Source organism: Afipia clevelandensis ATCC 49720 (assembly GCF_000336555.1).
Classification (GTDB): domain Bacteria; phylum Pseudomonadota; class Alphaproteobacteria; order Rhizobiales; family Xanthobacteraceae; genus Afipia; species Afipia clevelandensis.
Genome location: NZ_KB375281.1, coordinates 4325839 through 4345649, shown reverse-complemented (window position 1 = coordinate 4345649; position 19811 = coordinate 4325839). Strand labels below are relative to the sequence as shown.

Sequence of the window (19811 nt, the reverse complement as noted above, 5' to 3'; positions counted from 1 at the left end):
ATCGCCGGCCAGGTTCTATACTCATAAATTGGTTTCTCTGAGTGGCGGACAGTGATTCATCTTCGAATCCGGCTGCGATGCCGGCGATGCTCGCCTCTGTTCCACCGTTAGTGCATTGAAGCCGGCATCCGGAAGTCCGATAAGTGTCCCGGCGGAGATTTCCTGCAGCATTGGCGACGTCATGCCGATGCCGAAGAATCTGACGTCACTCTGCAGTGGTCGGTGCAGATTTTGCCCCGCACTACTCTCCACCGACTCCAAGACGATTTGGCATGCGCTTCTCGATATTGAATTTCAGAAGCGCTGCAGAGCGGAAAAACCCGTGGGCGAACTTGCCGTAGGGCAATGTCAGAAACAGCGCCATGACCGTGCCGAGATGAATGGCAAGCCACAGCGCCATGAATCGCGTATCGCGCAAGAGAAGGAGCGCAAAGCCCGTGACGCTGACCAGCAGCAGCAACAGGATGAAGCCGCGGTCCATGCCATGCTGCTCGGGATCACCGTGTTGCGGGTTGCGGCGCAGATTCAGCCACAGCAACCCGACGGGACCGATCACAAGGCCGGCGCCGCCGAGCGATCCCAGGATCACCGGCAAGCTGGTGAAGGCATAAGGCGCGTGAAGGCCGAGAAGATAGTGATAGAGCGTTGCAACACAGGTCGCCGCGAAACACAGCAGAAATCCGTAAAGCGTGAAATGGTGAAAGCGCCTCCGCCATAGCGTAAAATGATCGTCTTCCTCGTTACATCCTTCGCCATGTCCGCCGCCGAGATAGCGCAGCCGTGCAACGTCCGAGAGGGACTCCGCCGCGGCAGGCATTCGTATCTGCGCCATGGACGCCACGTCGCGCGCAGCGACGTCTTTAGCCGGCGAAACTTCACGCCAAAATCTGATCACGCCGATAAAGAGCGCCAGAAGCGCAAACAGGAAAACGACACTGAACAGAATTGCCAGGAAATTGTGCGGGAAGATGGCGTAGAAGTTTCCCGCCAGTGGCGCGTGGATGAGCTTTCCGTTCATCGCAACGGCAAGCACAAGGAACAGCGAAAGCCCACCCGCAAGCGCGAGCGCCGTGGTGAGCCCCGCGCGCCGATAAAGCTGGCCGAATGACGAGGGCCATGCATAGTCCTGATAGGTGCGCTTGCGCACTTTCGCCATCGCTCTCGGCACGTTGACCGCGAACTCATGCGGAGGCGCATACTGGCATGCATGCAGGCATGATCCGCAGTTGTGACAGAGATTAGCGAGATAGTGCGTATCCGCCCTGTCGAACGAAAGCCGCCGTGTCATGGCGGGAAACACCGCGCAGAACCCTTCGCAATAGCGGCAGGCGTTGCAAATCTGCATGACACGCGCGACCTCGCGCTCATCCGCGGTGAGCGCGCTCACAAGCGAGATTCCGTCGTCACACGCGCCGTTGTCGGCCGCAGCATCCGGCATGTCAGCGAGCGGCTGCATAAGCCAGTTCCTCCCGGAATATCGGATGACGGAAGCCCGCGCTCTGCGCTGCGGAGACCCCGGCAATTCGACCGAATGCCGTGCCGATGCTCATACCGACCCCGGCCGTATAGCCTTTGCCCAGCACGTTCCCCGCCACCATCTCCCCTGCCGCAAAAAGATTGTCGCTTGGAACATTCTTGAAGCGCACCGCTGCGGTGGCGTCGGTCTTCATGCCGAGATAGGTGAAAGTGATGCCCGGCTTCAGCGGATAGGCATAAAATGGCGGCGTATCGATTGCGCGCGCCCAGTGGGTCTTGGCCGGTGTCACACCCTCGGTATGGCAATCGTCGAGCGTGGTGTGATCGAATGTGCCGGGACGGCATCCAGCGTTGTAGGCTGACAGCGTCTGCACGAAGACTGCGGGGTCAAGACCGATCTTGCCCGCGAGATCTTCGAGTGTATCCGCCCGCGTACCTTCAAACACCGGCGGCATGAAACGCCCAATCGCTTTCCGGTCGATGATCGACCAGGCTGTCTGGCCCGGCTGCTGTGCAACCAGCCGGCCCCAGATCGCATAGCGCTTGGGCCAGAAGTCCTCGCCTTCATCATAGAACCGGCGCGCTTCGCGATTCACCACGACACCGAGTGAAACACAGTCGATACGGGTGCAGATGCCGCCATCGTAAAGTGGCGCCCGCGCATCAATGGCGACGCAATGCGCCTGTGTTGGATCGCCGATGGAGTCCGCTCCGACGTCGATCATGAACTTCAGAAGCACGCCCTGATTGAATCGCGTGCCGCGGATCAGGAAGTTCTCAGCGACCCACTCGCCAAGGTCGTTCTGTCCCCAGGCTTCGCGCTGCCATTCGATGTTTGACTCAAAGCCGCCACAGGCAAGGACGCAGCTTTTCGCCGTGATCCGCTCCCCTGCTTCCGTGATGGCGGCGATAAAGCGTCCATCCTTCAGCTCCAGCATTTTCACTGGCACATCGTAGCGAATCCTGACGCCAAGATTTTCGGCGCTGCGATAATAGGCATTCACCAGTGCCTTGCCGCCGCCCATGAAGAAGGCGTTGGTGCGCGCCACATGTAAAGCGCCGGACAACGGCGGCTGGAAATGAACGCCGTGACCGCGCATCCATGGGCGGCACCGCGACGAATGACGGATCACCAGCCGCGCAAGTGGTTCATCGGTCAGTCCGCCTGTCACCTTCAGAAGATCCTGCCAGTACTCCTCCTCGGGATAGGCTTCGACAAGAACGTCCTGCGGTGCATCGTGCATGCAGCGCAGGTTGCGCACATGCATGGAATTGCCGCCGCGCCATTCGCGCGGCGCGGCCTCCAGCATCAGCACCGACGCGCCTGCCTCGCGCGCCATCAGCGCGGAGCACAGCGCGGCATTCCCGCCGCCGATGACAAGGACGTCAATCATGAACGAGATTCTTGCAAGGATTTCCCCTCACCCGCGACCCTACGCGCGGGATATTTTGATGACCCGCGCGAGCACAGGCCAATAGAGATCACCATATCCGGCCTCGATCGTCTCGCCGAGCACCTTGTCGGCCAGTTCGGCTCCCGGCAGCTTGATGTCCACTGAACGGGCCAGGTCGAGAGCGTAGGAGATATCCTTGCGGGCATACTCCGCGGAAAACGCACGCTCCGGAAACATATCCGGCAGCATCGCCTTCATGCCGTGATTGCGCAATGCAAAGCTGTCAGCCGAACCCTTCGCAAGGGTTTCAAACAGCAGCTTCGCATCAAGTCCGGCGCGCTTCGCCGTTTCCAGCGCCTCACCAAGCGCTACGACCGTCTGCATCAGGACCATGTTGTTGAGGATTTTCACGACCTGACCCGCGCCGACATCGCCGCAATGGGTGATGTCCGTAGCAAAAGTCGCGATCAGCGGCTGGAGTTCGCTGAAGGTCGCGGCGTCCGCGCCGACCATGACGCTTAACGTCCCCTCTTCCGCGGCCTGCCTTGTCCGCGCGATGGGAGCATCGGCATATCGCGCGCCCTTTGCGGCGAAGTGCTTCGCCAGTTCACGGCTCATCTCCACGGGAGACGTTCCAAGATCAACAATGATATGGCGGGCTTCGGCGTGCTTCAGAAGGCCGTCCTCCCCATCGCAGACCGCCTGCACATGCTTTCCGCTCGGTAACGCCATGAAGATGGTGTCGCATTGCTTCGCCAGTTCGGCCAGCGAAGCGGCCCGTTTGACACCTGAGGCCGCCAGCCGCTGCAGCGGATCGTCCGCCCGGTCGAAGCCGAAAACAGCACGCCCGCTTTTGCGTGCGAGATTCCGGCACATCGGCTCGCCCATCACGCCGAGACCTATAAAGCCAATGGCACCCGCCATGCCAAACTCCTTGAATATCGAACCTCGACGAGTGCGGAATCCCGCGCCCGCCACAACACCAGATCAGCCCTTCACCAGCGGGCAGTTGCCGTCGCTCATCGGCCGAAAGGCCTGCTCGCCGGGCGATGTCGTAATGATTTTATAGTAGTCGTACTTGTACTTCGATTCGTCCGGCTTTTTGACCTGGAATGCGCGGCCTGCTGCTCGCCGCCGCAACGCCGGTCACGCATACATTGGGCGGGAAATTCCCGAAGTGCCGAAGAACTACGACCTGCCCGGGAAATTCCTGGACGTCCAACCGGCGCGGAAGTCCAGAAAATCCGGCGCAGCCTGATCAGGCGGCCTGAATTGGCACGCCTCTGCCCTACAAAGAGCAAGCGCGGCGGAACACCCGAGTCATCTCGGGCAGCCGCATATGCGTCCGAAACCGGGCGGTCGCGATCGCACGTTGCCTCAGATTCCACCCATGCACAGGTACTTGATCTCGAGATAGTCTTCGATGCCGTATTTCGAACCCTCGCGGCCGTTGCCGCTTTCCTTGACGCCGCCGAAGGGCGCGATTTCCGTGGAGATAATCCCCTCGTTGATACCGACCATGCCATATTCAAGGGCTTCGGCAACGCGCCAGACCCGCCCGATATCGCGGCCATAGAAATAGGCCGCGAGCCCGAACTCGGTGTCGTTGGCAAGCCGTATGGCTTCGTCCTCGGTCTTGAAGCGAAACACTGGCGCAACAGGCCCGAAGGTTTCTTCACGGAAGATCAGCATGTCGGGCGTCGTGCCCGTCAGAACCGTCGGCTCATAGAAAGTACGGCCGAGCGCATGGCGGTGACCGCCGACCGCCACCTTGGCACCCTTTGACGTGGCATCATTGATGTGCTCTTCGACTTTTTCCACCGCAGCCATGTTGATCAGCGGTCCAATGGTGACGCCTTCCGCGAAGCCATCTCCGACCTTCAGTTCGCGCACTGCCTGCGAGAGTTTTTCGACAAACTTGTCGTAAATCTGATCCTGCGCGAAGATGCGGTTGACGCAGACGCAGGTCTGGCCGGCGTTGCGATATTTGGACGCCATCGCGCCCTTTACTGCGGCGTCCAGGTCGGCGTCGTCGAACACGATGAACGGAGCATTGCCGCCCAGCTCCATGGAGGTCCGCTTCACTGTCGAGGCGCTTTCTTTCATCAGCTTCTTGCCGATTTCCGTCGAGCCGGTGAACGTCACCTTGCGCACGATTGGATTCGACGTCATCTCACCGCCGATGGCGGAAGCGGATCCCGTCACCACGGAGAACACACCCTTCGGCACGCCGGCGCGTTCCGCAAGAACCGCCAGCGCGAGTGCGGACAACGGTGTCTGGCTCGCCGGCTTCACGACCATGGTGCAACCCGCTGCCAACGCGGGGCCGGCCTTGCGGGTGATCATCGCCGCCGGAAAATTCCACGGCGTGATCGCGGCGCAGACCCCGATCGGCTGCTTGAGCACCACAATACGGCGATCGGAGGTGAAGGGCGGAATGGTATCGCCGTAAACGCGCTTACCCTCTTCCGCGAACCACTCGATGAAACTCGCCGCATAGGCGATCTCGCCGCGGCTCTCGGCAAGCGGCTTGCCTTGCTCCGCCGTCATGATCATCGCAAGGTCTTCCTGATTGGCCATCATCAGATCGAACCATTTGCGCAGAATCGCCGATCGCTCTTTCGCGGTTCGGGCGCGCCAGGCCGGCAACGCCGCGTTGGCCGCTTCAATGGCTCTCTTCGTCTCCGCCGCGCCCATGTTCGGCACGCTGCCGACAACTGCGCCCGTCGCCGGATTATCGACCTTGATCGTTCCGCCTCCGTCGGCGGCAACCCATTCGCCGCCAATGAAGCAGGCATCACGCAGCAGCGAGGAATCCTTCAGGGTGAGCTTTGCGACCTTGTCCAGCATGTTATGACGCCTTGTTTTCCGGCGCGACCAGCATTTCGCGCAGCTTGAAGCGGATGATCTTGCCCGATCCGGTTCGCGGGATGTCCGCCACGAAATGAACCGAGAACGGCACCTTATAAGAAGACAAACGGCCCCGGCAATGTTCCAGAACAGCCTCCGCGTCGATACGTCCGTCACCCCGGGTGACGACAAACAAGGCCGGAACCTCACCCAGATGTTGGTGGGGGATGCCGACCACCGCGCTGTCGATCACGTCTTCGAGAGAATTGACCGCCTCCTCGATTTCGGCCGGAGCAATGTTCTGACCGCCGCGAATAATCAACTCCTTGAGACGTCCCGTGATCGTCAGGAAGCCGTTCTCGTCACTCTTCGCCAGATCGCCGGTATGATACCAGCCGTTTCGCAACGCGGCGGCGGTCTCCTGCGGCTTGTTATGATAGCCGCTCATCAGGTTGGGACCGCGAACGATCAATTCGCCCTCTTCACCGATCGCAACATCGTCTCCGGACGCTGGGGAGACAATACGAACAGCCAGTCCGGGGAGAGGCAATCCGCACGATCCCATGATGCGGGCACCGGTCATCCAGTTCATCGTCACCATCGTCGACGTCTCGGTGATGCCGTAACCGTCGAGCAGCTTGATTCCAAAACGGGATTCGAATTCGCGATTGAGCGTCGCAGGCATGATCGCACCGGCCGACATGCCAATGCGCAGCTTCGGAAACGCTTGCGCCGGTTCTGATTTCGCCGCCTCGAGAAAGTAGTGAAACATGGTCGGCACACCGGGGAATACCGTGAACTCGCCGGTCTTCAGCAGGCGCGCCGCCTCGGTGGTCGAATACTTCTCCATGACGTACTCGGTCGCTCCGGTCGCAAGAATGCCGAGCACGGAAAGGTTGAGCGCGTAGGAATGAAAGAGCGGAAGCGGAGACAGCACGGTGTCTGCTTCGGACAGGCCCGCGATCGGCGCCCAGCAGGCCGCGACCACCCAGAGCATACTGTGAACCGAAAGCAACACCCCCTTTGCGCGGCCAGTCGTTCCGGATGTGTAGATAATGAAAGCAGGCGCGTGGATATCGAGTGAATCCGGCGGAGCCGATTTTGGCTTTCCTGCTGCAAATTCAGAATATCTCAAGCCCTGCCGGGTTTCCGGTCCACGGTCCACCAGCACAATCAAATTCAGCGACGGCGCGTCTGCGCGCAAAGCCGCAATCATGTCCATCCGCTCATCGGTGGTGATGATGGCTGTGCATCCGGCATCCTGAAGCCGATAAAGAACCTCCGATGCTGTTGCCTCATAACTGACAGGAACACCGACGGCATCAGCCCGATTGACGGCGAAACAGCTTTCAATCCAGGCAACCGAGTTGGGCAGGAAGATCGCCACCTTGTCGCCCGGCTTCACGCCGTGATCAACGAGATGACCAGCCAGATTGGCAGTGCGCGCCGCCAGATCGGCGTAGGTGACCGCCGTCTCGGCGTCGCGGAAGGCGATTTTCGAGCCACGCGCCTCCGCATGGCGGCGCAACAGCGCGGGAATCGGCGCGATAAGATCTGTGTGGAGCATGTCTCCCTCTCAGCTTGCTCGTTAGACCATGCTGAAACCGCCGCTGATACTGATCGTCTGACCAGTAATCCAGCCGCCATGCTTCGACGCCAGCAACGTGACCATCGGTGCGATGTCCGACGGGAAGCCAAGTCTGCGCAGCGGGTAGAGCTTGGTGAGTTTGTCGCGGTTTGCATTCACCCACGCCAGATCGTGCGGGGTTTCGATCAATCCCAGCGAGATCGTATTGGCCGTCGTTCCAAAACGTCCGAGTTCCCGGGCCAGCGATTTCATCAAGGCAATAACGCCGCTGCGCGCGGCCGCAACGATGGCAAGTCCGGACTCGCCGACACGGGATGAGTCGCCCACCAGCGCGATGATCCTCCCGTCTCCGGCCTTTTCCAGATGAGGCGCCGCCGCCTTGGAAATGTGAATGGCGCCGTAGAGGCAGATATCGATCTGCTTCTTCCATTCCTCGGGCGTTGTGTCGACAAAGCGATTCCGAAGCGCCACGCCGGCATTGTTGACCACGATGTTGAGTCCGCCAAAATGCTCAACTACCTTCGCAACCATGGCTTGGACTTCATCGAAATTGGCAACGTTCGCCTTGCAGGCGATGGCCTTGCCACCCGCTTTTTCGATCTCCGCAACCACCGCTTCAGCCTTCTCACGCGATCCGTTGTAGTTGACCGCGACCGCAGCACCTTCCGCCGCGAGACTGAGTGCGATTTCGCGGCCAACGTCACGGCCCGCGCCGGTGACAAGAGCGACCTTACCCTTCAGATGCATGTCCATTCCGGTATCCTTTGTCGTTGAAATTGCAATTTTTTGCGGCCAGTCCGCGCATCACTCGTAAGCGTCCATGCCTTTGCGCAACGAATTCCATTGCGCTTCATCATGGCTGCAGATCACTGTTGCGCCGGCCTTCTCGATGCGGCGAATTTCCTCGAACGATTTGAGGAATTCCTCCGCGTTCTTCGTGTTCTTCGGAACGATGTTTTTGTCGAGGTTTTCCCTGATGCTGACGGCGTCGGACGTGAGCAGGAACTCGCCGCTGCGATCCAGCTTGACCAGCGCCCCAACGGTCCCGGGCGTGTGACCGGGCAACGGAACGAGCACGATCTTCCCGTCACCGAACAGGTCGAACTGTCCGTCAATGGCCTTCATGGGAATGGGATGATCCCAGTCTGCGGCAAAATATCCGGCCGCGTCCGGCGCCCTCGCTGCGTCCAGTTCGCGCGCATGCACGACAATCGTCGATTTTCTGAAGAACTCGTTGCAGCCACAGTGATCCGTATGAAGATGCGAGCAGACGACGACATCAATATCATCCGGACCAAGACCGACCGCTTTCAGGCCTGTGAGCACGTTGTCGCCCGGCGGCATGATCGGCGTCATATACTTGGCGACGCTGCCCCATCGCGCTTCGGGATTTTCCGCAATCGAGGGATGGCATCCGGTATCGAACAGCACATTGCCCTGCTTGTGGCGCATCAGCATGCAGGAGACGGGAAGTTCGATTGTTTCGTCGCGGCCGGCATCGGGAAAATAGATGGTCCTGCGCATCCGCAGCCGCCCACCTGACAGAACATGCATCTTCATGGTTTTGCCCTCACTTGCCGCGGAACACCGGAGGGCGCTTCTCGGCAAACGCCCGCCGGCCCTCCTCATAATCCTCGCTGGCCGACGCCGCGTCGATCAATGAATCAGCCTCCCGCAGATCGAGCGCCCCGGCGCCCATTGAAAGTCCGGTCAATATCCTTTTGGCTCCCGCAACCGAGAGGGGTGCCAGCCCGGCGATATCCGCCGCCAGCGCCTTCGCGGCTGACATCGGGTCCGTGGAGACGTGGTCGATCAGTCCCATCCGCGCCGCATCACCCGCCCTGAACCGTTCAGCGGCGTAAAGAACGCGCTTGGCATTCGCCAGCCCGACCAGGGCAAGCAGCCGCTGGGTGCTGCGCACACCATAGACAATCGAGAGCTTCGCCGCGGGGATTCCGATCGACGTCTCGGCATCGGCGTAGCGGAAATCACATGCCATCGACAGATGACATCCGCCGCCGAGGCAGTACCCCTCGAGAACGGCAATGACCGGTTTCGGCGCGCTGGCGATCGCATCCGACGATGCATCCACGGCGACCTCGTAAGCCTTGCTCTCCGCGATATTGGAACGGACCTTTGAGAACTCCGAAACATCGGCACCGACACTGAAATTCCGGCCCGCGCCGGTCAGAATGATGGCACGCACTTCAGGATCAACGCCGAGACGAGAAAAAATATCGGCAATGCCTTCCCACATCGCGAGCGTCATGGCATTGCGTTCGGCGGGCCGGTTGAGCGTCACCACCGCAATCCTGTCCTGAACGGCAACATCTATGTCGGCCAATAGTCTCTCCTGCGGGCATACAGTTGATCGACTGAATCTCAGACCTCGCCGCGATACAGCGGCTTCACTACCGACTTCAGCTTCTCGGGAATCGGCACCGGCCGTCCGCTCGCGCGGTCGACATAAACATGGACAAAGTGCCCCTGCGCCGATGCTTCGTCGTCATCGTCCCTGAAGAGCGCCACATCGTAACGAACGCTGCTGTTGCCGATATGACTGGCTCTCAATCCAACATTGAGCCTGGACGGGAAGCCGACCGATCTGAAGTACCGGCACATGGTTTCGGCCACCAGACCGATCACCTCGCTCTTTTCAACATCCAGCACGCCGTTCTCGATGAGGTACTGGTTCACGATGGAATCGAAGAACGAATAGTATGTGGTATTGTTCATGTGCCGGTAGGAATCGTTATCCATCCAGCGCGTCGTCATGAGCTGGAAGTAGGCATAACCGCTGCGGAGATCCGGCTTCGGACGCTCGCTCATAGGGAGGCCTCGTAGATCGCTACCGCATCCGCGCGCGCGACGTCGCGCGGGTTGTTGACCAGCAAGCGCGTTTGTTTCATCGCGTCGTCGGCCAGCAGTCCAATATCGCCGGACGTGATGCCGACATCGCGAAGCCGCGTCGGCAACCCGAGCTCCACCGGCAAGGCGCAAAGCATGTCCACCAATGCCCCGGTGCGTTCGGCTGCATTTCCCTTCGCCGCCGGCACAAGGATGCCTGCGAGTTCGCCATAATGGTTCTCGGCCGAACCTGCATTGAAGCGAATGACTTGCGGCAACACCAGCGAATTCGACAAGCCATGCGGGACGTGAAAGCGCGCGCCGACCGGGTAAGCCAGCGCGTGAACGGCGGCGACCGGCGCATTCGCAAAGGCCATGCCCGCAAGCATGGACCCGAGCAGCATATTGTGGCGCGCCTCGCGGTTCATGCCGTTGCGGCAAGCCTCGTGAATGTTTCCACCCAGCAGGCGCAGCGCCTCACGCGCGAGCGAATCCGACAGCGGATTTTTGAGCCGCTTGCTGGTATAGGCTTCGATGGCGTGGACCATGGCATCGATACCCGTCGCTGCTGTGACCGGAGCGGGCAGACCGACGGTCAGTTCCGCATCGAGTACCGCCCAGTCCGGCAGCAAGACCGGCGAGACGACACCCTTCTTTTCGCCCTCGCCTGTCGTCACGATCGAGATCGGCGTGACCTCCGAGCCGGTGCCTGCCGTTGTTGGCGCAAGCACCAGCGGGAGACGCCGCCCCTTCACCAGGCCGACGCCGTAGATATCATCCAGCCGCTCCTCACCGACAGCCAGCAACGCGACCAGCTTCGCCACATCCATGGAGCTTCCACCGCCGATGGACACGACACCATCGACCGCGGCGTCCCTCGCCATTTTCACCGCTGCGTCGATCACATGCACCGGCGGATCGGCCTGGACATCCGTAAAGAGAGTCACGGTCACGCCATGCTGGCGCAGACCATCCAACCCCGGCTGAAGAAGCCCGGCGCCGCTGACCCCCGGATCGCTCACCATCAGCACGGATTTGCAGCCAAGTGAACTGACGAGTTCTCCGATGCGAGACGACGATCCCGGCTCGACCAGGACCGATTTCGTGGACTGGAAGACAAACCCCTGCACTGCGCACTCCGCTCGACGGAGCCAGGATAGCGGCCCCGAAATCATCTTATCGCCGCGCGCTTCTATCTCGCGCTCGGCCATGTCACTTGCATAAATAGACTAATCGGCGGTGGCGATGTCAACACGTTTCGCGGCATTGCTGCTCTCCGGTGATGGTTTGCGCCGAGCCCGCGCGGCGTCGAAAGCGGCCGCGATCTCGCCGACAATGCCGCGCCGAAACAGCAGGACGCACACCATGAAGATCAGCCCAATGATGATCGGAACCTTGGTCGAGAGATCGACAGACAGCGAACCAACCTGGATCGTACCAAGCCCGGAAAGCCTGCTTTCCAGCGTCACCACCAGAATGGCGCCGATAATGGGTCCGAGCGGCGTGCCGAGCCCGCCGAGCAGACACATGAGAATGACATTGCCCGATTGGGTCCAGTGCGCGTCCGGCAATCCCGCAAAGCCCAGCGTCAGCGCCTTCATGCCACCGGCCAGTCCAGCAACCGCCGCGGACATCGCGAATGCAGACAGCTTGTAGCCCTGCACATCGTAGCCGAGCGAAATTGCGCGCGGCTCGTTGTCCCGAATGGCAAGCAGAACCTGACCGAACGGCGCTTCCATTAGCCGCTGAAACGCCCATACCACTGCGACCATGACCACGAGCACGAAAACGTACATCGCATGGTCGTCGGTGAGATGAATGACACCAAACAGGTCACGCCTTGGAATGCGCTGCAATCCATCCTCGGCGCCGGTGAATGGTGCCTGCACGCAAAAGAAATAGACCATCTGCGCCAAAGCCAGAGTGATCATCGCGAAATAGATGCCCTGACGCCGGATCGCCATGCCGCCCATCACAAGGCCGAGCACGAGACCCGTGAGAAGACTGACCACGAGAGCGAGTTCAGGCGTCAACGCCCACTCTTTCGTAACGTAACCGGCGACATAGGCGCCCATGCCGAAGAAGGCTGCATGGCCGATGGAAAGCAGACCGACGTTTCCCGTGAAAAAATTGAAAGCCACGGCGAACAACGCGAGAGCGACGCACTTCATCAGAAATTGCGTGTACAGGCCTGCGAACGGCGCGATGAACCCGATTACGAGCAGGCTGATCAGTAATGCGGTGGACGTCCTCATGGATATGCTCATGCTTCACGTCCAAACAAGCCGGCAGGGCGGATCAGAAGCACGAACGCCATGACGATGAACACGATGGTTGACGAGATTTCAGGATAGAACACCTTGGACAGGCCTTCGATCACGCCGAGCGCAAGCCCGGTCATGATCGCACCCGCGGTGGAGCCAAGCCCGCCGATGACGACGACCGCGAAGGTGATGATCAGGATGTTGGAGCCCATCAGCGGCTGCACCTGATAGATCGGGGCTGCAAGAACACCGGCGAAGGCGGCCAGCGCCGCTCCGAGCGCATAGACCAGCGTCACCATCAGCGGGACATTGATGCCGAGCGCCTGTACGATCCGGGCATTCTCGGTGCCTGCGCGGAGATAGGAGCCAAGCCGTGTCTGTTCGATCAGGAACCAGACGGCGATGCAAACCAGCAGCGACATGCAGACGATCCAGACGCGATAGATCGGAAGCCGCATGAAGCCCAGATCGATCAGTCCGCGCAGCGCCGGCGGCGTCGGATATGGAAGTCCGGCCGAGCCATAGATGTCGCGGAAGATGCCTTCCAGAACCAGCGCAAGACCGAACGTGAACAGCAAGCCATAAAGATGATCGAGCCCCGACAGCCGCCGCAGCAGAAGCCGCTCGATCAAGGCGCCGAATGCGCCAACGACGACGGGTACAAGGATCAACGACCACCAGTAGTTCACGCCCAGCTTCTGCATGGCCAGATACACGCCGAACGCACCAAGCATGTAGAGGGCTCCGTGCGCGAAGTTGATCACGTTGAGAAGCCCGAAGATGAGCGCGAGGCCCAGGCTGAGAATGGCGTAGAACGACCCGTTGACGAGACCGATCGTCACCTGCCCCAACAGCACCTGAATTGGAATATCGAACATGATGCCTCTCAAACGCCCAGCGTGCGGTCGACAAGATCGGCTTGCGCTTCCAGTTCATCAGCAGTCAGGCGCATGACAATGGTTCCACGCTCGACCACCAGAAACCTGTCCGCGAGCGGCGCGGCGAAATACTTGTTCTGCTCGACCAGCAGAATGGTGTAGCCGCGCGACTTCAGCTCCACGACCAGATCGAACAACCGGTCGACAATCACCGGCGCGAGGCCCTCGGAGATTTCGTCCAGCAACAGCAGACGGGCGCCGGTGCGCAGGATGCGCGCAATCGCCAGCATTTGCTGTTCCCCGCCCGAAAGCCGCGTGCCCGGCGTGTGCCGTCGCTCCGCGAGATTGGGCAGCAGCGCGTAGATTTCGTCCAGCGGCATGCCGCCATCCGTCTGCCGGGGCGGCAATAGAAGGTTTTCCTCGCATGATAGCGATGCGAAAATCGCGCGCTCTTCCGGACAATAGCCGACCCCCATGCGCGCGATCAGATGCGGTGGCAACCGCGTGGCGTTCCTGCCGCCGATCCGGATCTCCCCTTCGGTCCGGTCCGTCAGGCCCATCACCGCACGCAGCGTCGTGGTCCGGCCGCTGCCGTTACGGCCGAGCAAGGCCACGACCTCTCCGGGATGCAGCGAAAACGACATGCCGTGCAGCACATGGGATTCGCCGTACCAGGCGTGAAGGCTGTCGACCGTCAATACGTCCGCCGCATTTTCCGGAGCGGTAAATTCGGCTGTCGCCATCATTGTTTTTTCTCCGCGCGAGATCGCGAACCGAGATAGGATTCCACGACCTGCGGATCGCGCGAGACCTCTTCGTAAGTGCCTTCGGCGATAATCTCTCCACGCCTCAGAACACTGATCCGGTCGGCAATTCGCGCGACCATCTTCATGTTGTGCTCCACCATGACCACAGTGCGGCCAACCGCCGCCTGCTTGATCAGCGCGGTGACGCGATCGACGTCCTCATGCCCCAATCCCTGCGTCGGCTCGTCGAGCAGCATCACTTTTGGTTCAGCCGCCAGCGTCGTCGCCAGTTCCAGCGCCCGCTTGCGCCCGTACGGCAAATCGCCGGCACGCGTTTTCGCGAATGCGGCAAGATCCACCTGCGAAAGCAGTTCGCCGATCCGGGCCGAAACATCGCCAAGGCGCTTTCGTCCGCGCCAAAACGCCACAGGGGAAATACAAGCCCGCTGCAGCGCGACCACGATGTTGTCGCTCACCGTCAGATGCGGAAACACCGCTGAAATCTGAAATGAACGCACAAGTCCGCGCCGCGCCAGCGCCGCCGGCGGCTCATGCGAGACATCGATTCCATCGAGAAGAATTTGCCCGGAGGTTGGCACAAGAAATTTCGTGAGCAGGTTGAAGACCGTGGTCTTTCCCGCACCATTGGGCCCGATCAGCGCATGAATCTCGCCGCGATGAATATCGAGATCAACACCGCCGACAGCCGTGTAGCCGCGAAAATCCTTACGCAGTCCCCGCGCCTGCAGAACGACCTCCGTCGTCGGATGACGCGCTGTTGCACCCATCCGCTCCTCCTCCCGATTTTGCTTGTGCGCCGCAACGCAATGAGTCCGCGCAACGCTGTTGACACAGTCATATCAAATTAGTCTAGTTATGCAAGCCTGTAATTTCGAGCTGACTGAGCAGCCGCAGGTTTTTGAAAACGGGAGGAGGCACTATGAGAACAACTGCATTGGCACTGGCCGCAAGTGTAGCGCTCGCCGGATCGGCATTTGCGCAGGACAGGATTTCGGACGACGTGGTGCGGATCGGCGTGATGACGGATATGTCGGGGCAGTTTTCCCACGAATCCGGCGAGGGTTCTGTGACGGCCGTGAAAATGGCTGTTGAGGATTTTGGCGGAACGGTCCTCGGAAAGAAAATCGAGGTGATCGTGGCCGATCACCAGAACAGGAACGAAGTGGCCATCGCCAAAGCGCGTGAATGGTATGATGTCGGCAAGGTCGACATGATTGCCAATCTGATCAACTCATCCATTGCACTCGCTGTCACCAATGTTGCGCAGGAGAAGAACCGCATTGCCATCGTCAACGGATCAGGCTCGTCGCGATTGACCGGCGATTCCTGCACACCCAACAGCATCCACTATGCTTATGACACCTACGCCCTCGCCCAAGGCACCGGAAAGGCATTGATCAAGGAAGGTCTGAATTCATGGTACTTCCTCACCGCGGACTATGCGTTCGGACATGCTCTCGAAGGCGATACAGCGAATGTCGTCAAGGCGAATGGCGGAAACGTTCTCGGATCGATCCGCTATCCTATCGACACACCTGACCATTCATCCTTCCTGCTGCAGGCGCAGGCGTCCAAGGCAAAGGTCGTCGCCGTCGCAGGCTCCGGCACGACTTTCATCAACGCTGTGAAATCGGCCAAAGACTTCGGACTGACCGACGGCGGCAAGCAGACCATCGCCGGACTTCTGGTGTGGATCACCGATATCGATTCGATGGGCCTCAAGACCGCACAGGGCCTTGTTCTGACCAACGGCTTCTACTGGGATCGCGACGAGGAAACCCGCGCGTTCTCGAAGCGTTTCTTCGCGAAGATGAAGCGCATGCCGCATATGGGCGATGCCGGCGACTATTCCTCGACCATGCATTATCTTAATGCGATAAAGGCCGCTGGTACGGACGATGCCAAAACCGTTATGGCGAAAATGCGTGAGATGCCGGTGAACGACTTCTTCGCCAAGAACGGGCGCGTTCGCGAGGATGGACGGTTCGTCCACGACATGTACGTGTACGAGGTGAAGAAGCCGTCGGAGTCGAAATACGCCTGGGACTATTACAAGCTCCGCGCCGTCATTCCCGGGAACGAGGCGTTCCGCCCGCTCTCCGAAAGCAAGTGTCCGCTTGTGAAGAAGTAACTCGTCCACAAATTCCGGACGACGCCGATCAGACGCGGCCGGGCACAGCCCGGCTGCTTTTTCGTCCGCCGAACTTGTTGGGATCGTAGCGCATCCGATACTTCATCGCGTAGGCATGGATTGGCTTGCCGCACCGGTTGCAAACAACGGTCGGCGTGAAAATCTTGCCGCAAACGGAATGCTTGAGAAGCATCGGCGGCTCGCCGCCGGCGCGCCAGCGGTCTCCCCAGGCCATCATCATCATGATCGGCCCGTGTAGATCGGCCCCCATCGGCGTCAGCAGATATTCAAACCGCTCGGGAGCTGACTGGTATTTCCGCTTCTTGAAGACTCCGCGATCGACAAGGCGGCTCAACCGGTCGGTAAGAATGTTGGACGCGATTTTCAGTTCGGCCTGAAATTGATCGAAACGCGCCGCGCCGTAGAACGCTTCGCGAATGATCAGAAAGCTCCAGCGGTCTCCGATCACTTCCAGCGCACGGGACACCGAGCTCGGACGGCCGCGCATGAAATCGTCGACGGTGCGGCGAGTGCGCCGCGCATTGGTTTCTGCGCCCACCACGCCCGCTCCTGGACCGTCGAGATAGGTGACCTCGCGCGCCGTGATTTTCTTCTGGCAGCATGAACAGGCGACCAGCGGCTTGCTGACGCAGTTGCAATCTTCATGGATGAGCTGGAGCGGTCCATCCGTTGGATCGAGCCAGCGGTCGCCGAACTGCATCAGCGCCATGAATGTCGGATAGAGATCGATCCCGGACTTGGTCAGCTTGTACTCGACCCGGCTCGACGTGTCCGAATAGCTGGCCTCGCGAAGAATGCCTTCCTGGGTCAGCCGCCGCAGCCGGTCAGTCAGTGTCGCGCGCGAAATTTCGAGACCCGAACGGAATTCCTCGAACCGCCGCGCACCGAAGAACGCCTCACGAATGACAAGAAATGCCCAAGCATCGGACAGAATCCCGACCGTACTTGCAATCGAGCATTTGCGCTCGAGCAAATCGGAGCTTTTTTCCTCTGAACGAACCGACAAATCGGACTTTGGGGATCTGGCCGGCTTCTTGTCTTTTGCTGCAACCGCTGGCCGCATGTCTGGCTCTGACCAAGTGCCCCTGACGAGACATTCTACGGATTGAAAGGCGCGTATCTCAACGCACGAGACTTAGCAATGTATACCAGTTGTTCAATCCAGAACAAGCCGATCGGCCCGAAGCCGTGTCTCGCCTACACCACCCCTCCGCCGGAACGCGCAGCCTCGACCAGACGGAAAATGCGTTCCGGAGTGGCTGGCAGCGTATCGATCTCGATACCAAGCGGCGACAATGCATCCGAGACAGCGTTGGCGATAGCCGCCGGCGCGCCGATCGTGCCGCCCTCGCCCATGCCGCGAAACCCACCGATATTGTTCGGCAGTTCGGCCTCGATATGCACGATTCCAATGTCCGGCACGTTCGTGGCGACCGGAACGAGATAATCCGCAAGACTGGCCGTGAGAAATTGCCCCTTCTCGTCATAGACAAGCTCTTCAAGCAAAGCTGCGCCGATTCCCTGCGCCACCGCGCCGTGAACCTGGCCGTCGACAATCATAGGATTGATGATGCGACCGCAATCTTCCGCGACGACATATCGCTTGATCGTGACGCCAAAGGTTTGCGGGTCGATCTCAACCATCACGAGATGCGTGGAGGAACATGCCGTTCCGAGATAGGGATCGTAGGTTTCCGATGCGACCAGGTCTTCCCGCAATTCGCGCGGAATCCGTCCCATCTGCGAATAGACCGCATGCGCGACCTCCTTGAAGGTCATCGAGGCATTGGAGGAACGCGCGCGGACAATCCCGTCCGACGCTTCCAGATCGTCGACGGGGACCTCCATCAGGTAAGCGGCAGCCTTCAGCACCTTGGCCTTGACCACACGCGCCGACATCGTCGCCGCGCCGCCCGCGATCACTGCCGAGCGGCTGGCAAAGGTGCCGCTGCTCATGGGAACGAGCGAACTATCCCCGTGCTGGACCTCAATGTCGTGCATCTTGCAGCCCATCTCATCGGCGATGACTTGCGCAAGGGTCGTTTCCAGTCCCTGCCCGTGCGACGAGATGCCGAAGGCGGCAGTGATCGCCCCGGTGGCGTCAATCCGGATCGACGACGTCTCGGTGCCCGTGTTGATCGGCATGCCCGGCGCCACCGAAATGCGCGACCCGATTCCGGTCAATTCGGCATAGCTTGAAAGCCCGATGCCGACCCATCTGCCTTCCTGGCGCGCCTTGTCGCGCTCACGCACAAGGGCCGGATAATCGGCAAGATCAACGGCGCCCTGAAGGCATTCCTGAAAGGCAGACTTGTCCCAGATAATGCCGGAGCCCGTCCGATACGGAAATTCCTCGGCGGTCACGAGATTGCGGCGCCGGATTTCGACGGGATCCATTCCGATCTTGCGCGCCGCCATCTCGATCAGCCGCTCCATCGCGAATGTCGAGGATGGACGGCCGACGCCGCGATAAGGACCGGTCGGCGGCTTGGGAGTGAGCACCCCGCGAATCCGTCCGCGATAATGCTCCAGCCGATAGGGTCCCGGAAGAAAGCTGACCACCTGAACCGGCTCGAGAGCACCGGTCCATGGATAGATTGAGTATGCGCCGATATCGCCGATGACGTCGGCGCGCAGTCCGATCAGCTTGCCGTCGTGATCGAGCGCGAGTTCGGCTTCCATCAATTCATCGAAGGCCTGACTCGTCGCCGACAGATCCTCAAGGCGGTCGGCGACATACTTGACTGGCCGTCCCAGCTTGCGCGCCAAGACGCAAACCAGCATCTCCTCATGATAGAGTGATCCCTTGCCCCCGAAGCTGCCTCCGACATCGGGCGCAACCACACGCATGCGGTTTCCCGGCAAATCGAGGCAACCTGCGAGCACATCGCGGATGATGCCGGGAATGTTGGTCGACGAATGCAGCGTCAGCGCAAGGCGGCGGCGATCCCATTCGGCAAGATACGAGCGGTTTTCCATCGAAACCGCGGTCTTCCGCGTCATCCTGAAAACGCCCTTCACCGTCACCGGAGCATCCGTGATCGCCTTGTCCACGTCGCCACGCGCGAACTCGCGCGAAATGATGACATTGGTTCCGGCTTCGTCGTGCAGCAGCGGCGCATCGTCGGCAACAGCGTCCACCTGCCGGATCGCGAACGGAAGCGGCTCGTATTTGATGGAAATATGTTCCAGCGCGTCTTCGGCCGCGTAGCGGCTTTCGGCGAGAACGGCAACGACCGGTTCGCCGACGTACCGCACCTTGCCCCTCGCCAGCGGCCAGATTGGCGTGGCGTAGTAGTTTTTCATCTTCGAGGTCGGAATCGCTGGCTTCAGATCACCTTCGATATCGGTGGCATCGAAGATGGCCACGACGCCGGGTATCGAGAAGGCTTCGCCCACATCAATACCCGCAATGCGGGCGTGAGGCTGATCGCTGCGCCTGAGCGCGACGTGAAGCGTTCCGGGAGGAGTCATGTCATCGACATAGCGGCCCGCGCCCGTCAGAAGGCGCGGATCTTCGGTGCGCTTGATGCGCTGCCCCACCAGCTTCGGGCGCAATTCCGCGGATGGCGTTTCCGGCTTCTTCATTCGCCGC

The 19811-nt window shown here is 60.3% G+C and carries 17 protein-coding genes and 1 pseudogene; 1 reads left to right on the top strand and 17 read right to left on the bottom strand.

Annotated features, from left to right (window positions below):
- Positions 1-241: 241 nt before the first annotated feature.
- The 15 genes and pseudogenes from tcuB to HMPREF9696_RS20685 all read right to left on the bottom strand — a co-directional run bounded on the left by tcuB (position 242) and on the right by HMPREF9696_RS20685 (position 14831).
- Complete coding sequence (gene tcuB, locus HMPREF9696_RS20755) at positions 242-1456, bottom strand: tricarballylate utilization 4Fe-4S protein TcuB (protein WP_002715025.1); 1215 nt, start codon at positions 1454-1456, stop codon at positions 242-244.
- Positions 1440-2870 (bottom strand): FAD-dependent tricarballylate dehydrogenase TcuA, encoded by a 1431-nt coding sequence (tcuA, locus tag HMPREF9696_RS20750; RefSeq protein ID WP_002715024.1) that lies wholly within the window; start codon positions 2868-2870, stop codon positions 1440-1442. The genes tcuB and tcuA overlap by 17 nt, the downstream gene beginning before the upstream one ends.
- A gap of 39 nt (positions 2871-2909) precedes the next feature.
- A complete protein-coding gene (locus HMPREF9696_RS20745) occupies positions 2910-3794 on the bottom strand; it encodes an NAD(P)-dependent oxidoreductase (protein WP_002715023.1) in 885 nt (294 codons plus the stop codon).
- Positions 3795-3857: 63 nt separating this feature from the next.
- A pseudogene (locus HMPREF9696_RS20740) lies at positions 3858-3983 on the bottom strand (branched-chain amino acid ABC transporter substrate-binding protein); the annotation flags it as partial.
- Between the two features lie 264 nt (positions 3984-4247).
- Complete coding sequence (gabD, locus tag HMPREF9696_RS20735) at positions 4248-5720, bottom strand: NADP-dependent succinate-semialdehyde dehydrogenase (protein ID WP_002715022.1); 1473 nt, start codon at positions 5718-5720, stop codon at positions 4248-4250.
- Position 5721: 1 nt separating this feature from the next.
- Positions 5722-7287: a class I adenylate-forming enzyme family protein gene (locus HMPREF9696_RS20730; RefSeq protein WP_002715021.1), complete on the bottom strand. Its 1566-nt coding sequence runs from the start codon at positions 7285-7287 to the stop codon at positions 5722-5724.
- A gap of 21 nt (positions 7288-7308) precedes the next feature.
- Positions 7309-8061, bottom strand: a complete 753-nt coding sequence (locus HMPREF9696_RS20725) for a 3-oxoacyl-ACP reductase family protein (RefSeq protein ID WP_002715020.1) — start codon at positions 8059-8061, stop codon at positions 7309-7311.
- A gap of 51 nt (positions 8062-8112) precedes the next feature.
- Positions 8113-8868 carry an N-acyl homoserine lactonase family protein gene (locus tag HMPREF9696_RS20720; RefSeq protein ID WP_002715019.1) on the bottom strand — a complete coding sequence of 252 codons (756 nt, stop codon included), beginning with the start codon at positions 8866-8868 and terminating at the stop codon, positions 8113-8115.
- 10 nt (positions 8869-8878) lie between these two features.
- The gene (locus HMPREF9696_RS20715; RefSeq protein WP_002715018.1) at positions 8879-9652 is read right to left on the bottom strand and encodes an enoyl-CoA hydratase-related protein; all 774 of its coding nucleotides are present in this window, start codon (positions 9650-9652) and stop codon (positions 8879-8881) included.
- A gap of 38 nt (positions 9653-9690) precedes the next feature.
- A complete protein-coding gene (locus HMPREF9696_RS20710; protein WP_002715017.1) occupies positions 9691-10137 on the bottom strand; it encodes an acyl-CoA thioesterase in 447 nt (148 codons plus the stop codon).
- A complete protein-coding gene (locus HMPREF9696_RS20705; protein WP_002715016.1) occupies positions 10134-11285 on the bottom strand; it encodes an iron-containing alcohol dehydrogenase in 1152 nt (383 codons plus the stop codon). The genes HMPREF9696_RS20710 and HMPREF9696_RS20705 overlap by 4 nt, the downstream gene beginning before the upstream one ends.
- A gap of 99 nt (positions 11286-11384) precedes the next feature.
- Positions 11385-12410 (bottom strand): branched-chain amino acid ABC transporter permease, encoded by a 1026-nt coding sequence (locus tag HMPREF9696_RS20700; RefSeq protein WP_002715015.1) that lies wholly within the window; start codon positions 12408-12410, stop codon positions 11385-11387.
- An 8-nt stretch (positions 12411-12418) separates the two neighbouring features.
- Complete coding sequence (locus HMPREF9696_RS20695) at positions 12419-13297, bottom strand: branched-chain amino acid ABC transporter permease (RefSeq protein WP_002715014.1); 879 nt, start codon at positions 13295-13297, stop codon at positions 12419-12421.
- An 8-nt stretch (positions 13298-13305) separates the two neighbouring features.
- Positions 13306-14043, bottom strand: a complete 738-nt coding sequence (locus HMPREF9696_RS20690) for an ABC transporter ATP-binding protein (RefSeq protein ID WP_002715013.1) — start codon at positions 14041-14043, stop codon at positions 13306-13308.
- Positions 14040-14831: an ABC transporter ATP-binding protein gene (locus HMPREF9696_RS20685; protein WP_002715012.1), complete on the bottom strand. Its 792-nt coding sequence runs from the start codon at positions 14829-14831 to the stop codon at positions 14040-14042. Before HMPREF9696_RS20685 ends, HMPREF9696_RS20690 begins: the two co-directional genes overlap by 4 nt.
- Before the next feature lie 152 nt (positions 14832-14983).
- Between HMPREF9696_RS20685 and HMPREF9696_RS20680 the strand changes: the two genes are divergently transcribed.
- Positions 14984-16195 (top strand): ABC transporter substrate-binding protein, encoded by a 1212-nt coding sequence (locus HMPREF9696_RS20680; RefSeq protein WP_002715011.1) that lies wholly within the window; start codon positions 14984-14986, stop codon positions 16193-16195.
- A 28-nt stretch (positions 16196-16223) separates the two neighbouring features.
- On the opposite strand, the gene HMPREF9696_RS20675 is transcribed toward HMPREF9696_RS20680, so the two are convergent.
- Both HMPREF9696_RS20675 and HMPREF9696_RS20670 read right to left on the bottom strand, forming a co-directional pair.
- Positions 16224-17189, bottom strand: a complete 966-nt coding sequence (locus HMPREF9696_RS20675; RefSeq protein WP_157170048.1) for a winged helix-turn-helix transcriptional regulator — start codon at positions 17187-17189, stop codon at positions 16224-16226.
- Positions 17190-17413: 224 nt separating this feature from the next.
- Positions 17414-19804 carry a xanthine dehydrogenase family protein molybdopterin-binding subunit gene (locus tag HMPREF9696_RS20670; protein WP_002715009.1) on the bottom strand — a complete coding sequence of 797 codons (2391 nt, stop codon included), beginning with the start codon at positions 19802-19804 and terminating at the stop codon, positions 17414-17416.
- Positions 19805-19811 lie beyond the last annotated feature (7 nt).

What these genes read in the sequence shown, in the direction of transcription:
- HMPREF9696_RS20745 (WP_002715023.1), bottom strand. Translation starts at nt 3,794, where the DNA reads ATGGCGGGTGCCATTGGCTTTATAGGTCTCGGCGTGATGGGCGAGCCG.
- HMPREF9696_RS20685 (WP_002715012.1), bottom strand. Translation starts at nt 14,831, where the DNA reads ATGGGTGCAACAGCGCGTCATCCGACGACGGAGGTCGTTCTGCAGGCG.
- HMPREF9696_RS20695 (WP_002715014.1), bottom strand. Translation starts at nt 13,297, where the DNA reads ATGTTCGATATTCCAATTCAGGTGCTGTTGGGGCAGGTGACGATCGGT.
- tcuB (WP_002715025.1), bottom strand. Translation starts at nt 1,456, where the DNA reads ATGCAGCCGCTCGCTGACATGCCGGATGCTGCGGCCGACAACGGCGCG.
- HMPREF9696_RS20725 (WP_002715020.1), bottom strand. Translation starts at nt 8,061, where the DNA reads ATGGACATGCATCTGAAGGGTAAGGTCGCTCTTGTCACCGGCGCGGGC.
- gabD (WP_002715022.1), bottom strand. Translation starts at nt 5,720, where the DNA reads ATGCTGGACAAGGTCGCAAAGCTCACCCTGAAGGATTCCTCGCTGCTG.
- HMPREF9696_RS20730 (WP_002715021.1), bottom strand. Translation starts at nt 7,287, where the DNA reads ATGCTCCACACAGATCTTATCGCGCCGATTCCCGCGCTGTTGCGCCGC.
- HMPREF9696_RS20710 (WP_002715017.1), bottom strand. Translation starts at nt 10,137, where the DNA reads ATGAGCGAGCGTCCGAAGCCGGATCTCCGCAGCGGTTATGCCTACTTC.
- HMPREF9696_RS20670 (WP_002715009.1), bottom strand. Translation starts at nt 19,804, where the DNA reads ATGAAGAAGCCGGAAACGCCATCCGCGGAATTGCGCCCGAAGCTGGTG.
- HMPREF9696_RS20700 (WP_002715015.1), bottom strand. Translation starts at nt 12,410, where the DNA reads ATGAGGACGTCCACCGCATTACTGATCAGCCTGCTCGTAATCGGGTTC.
- HMPREF9696_RS20690 (WP_002715013.1), bottom strand. Translation starts at nt 14,043, where the DNA reads ATGATGGCGACAGCCGAATTTACCGCTCCGGAAAATGCGGCGGACGTA.
- tcuA (WP_002715024.1), bottom strand. Translation starts at nt 2,870, where the DNA reads ATGATTGACGTCCTTGTCATCGGCGGCGGGAATGCCGCGCTGTGCTCC.
- HMPREF9696_RS20680 (WP_002715011.1), top strand. Translation starts at nt 14,984, where the DNA reads ATGAGAACAACTGCATTGGCACTGGCCGCAAGTGTAGCGCTCGCCGGA.
- HMPREF9696_RS20720 (WP_002715019.1), bottom strand. Translation starts at nt 8,868, where the DNA reads ATGAAGATGCATGTTCTGTCAGGTGGGCGGCTGCGGATGCGCAGGACC.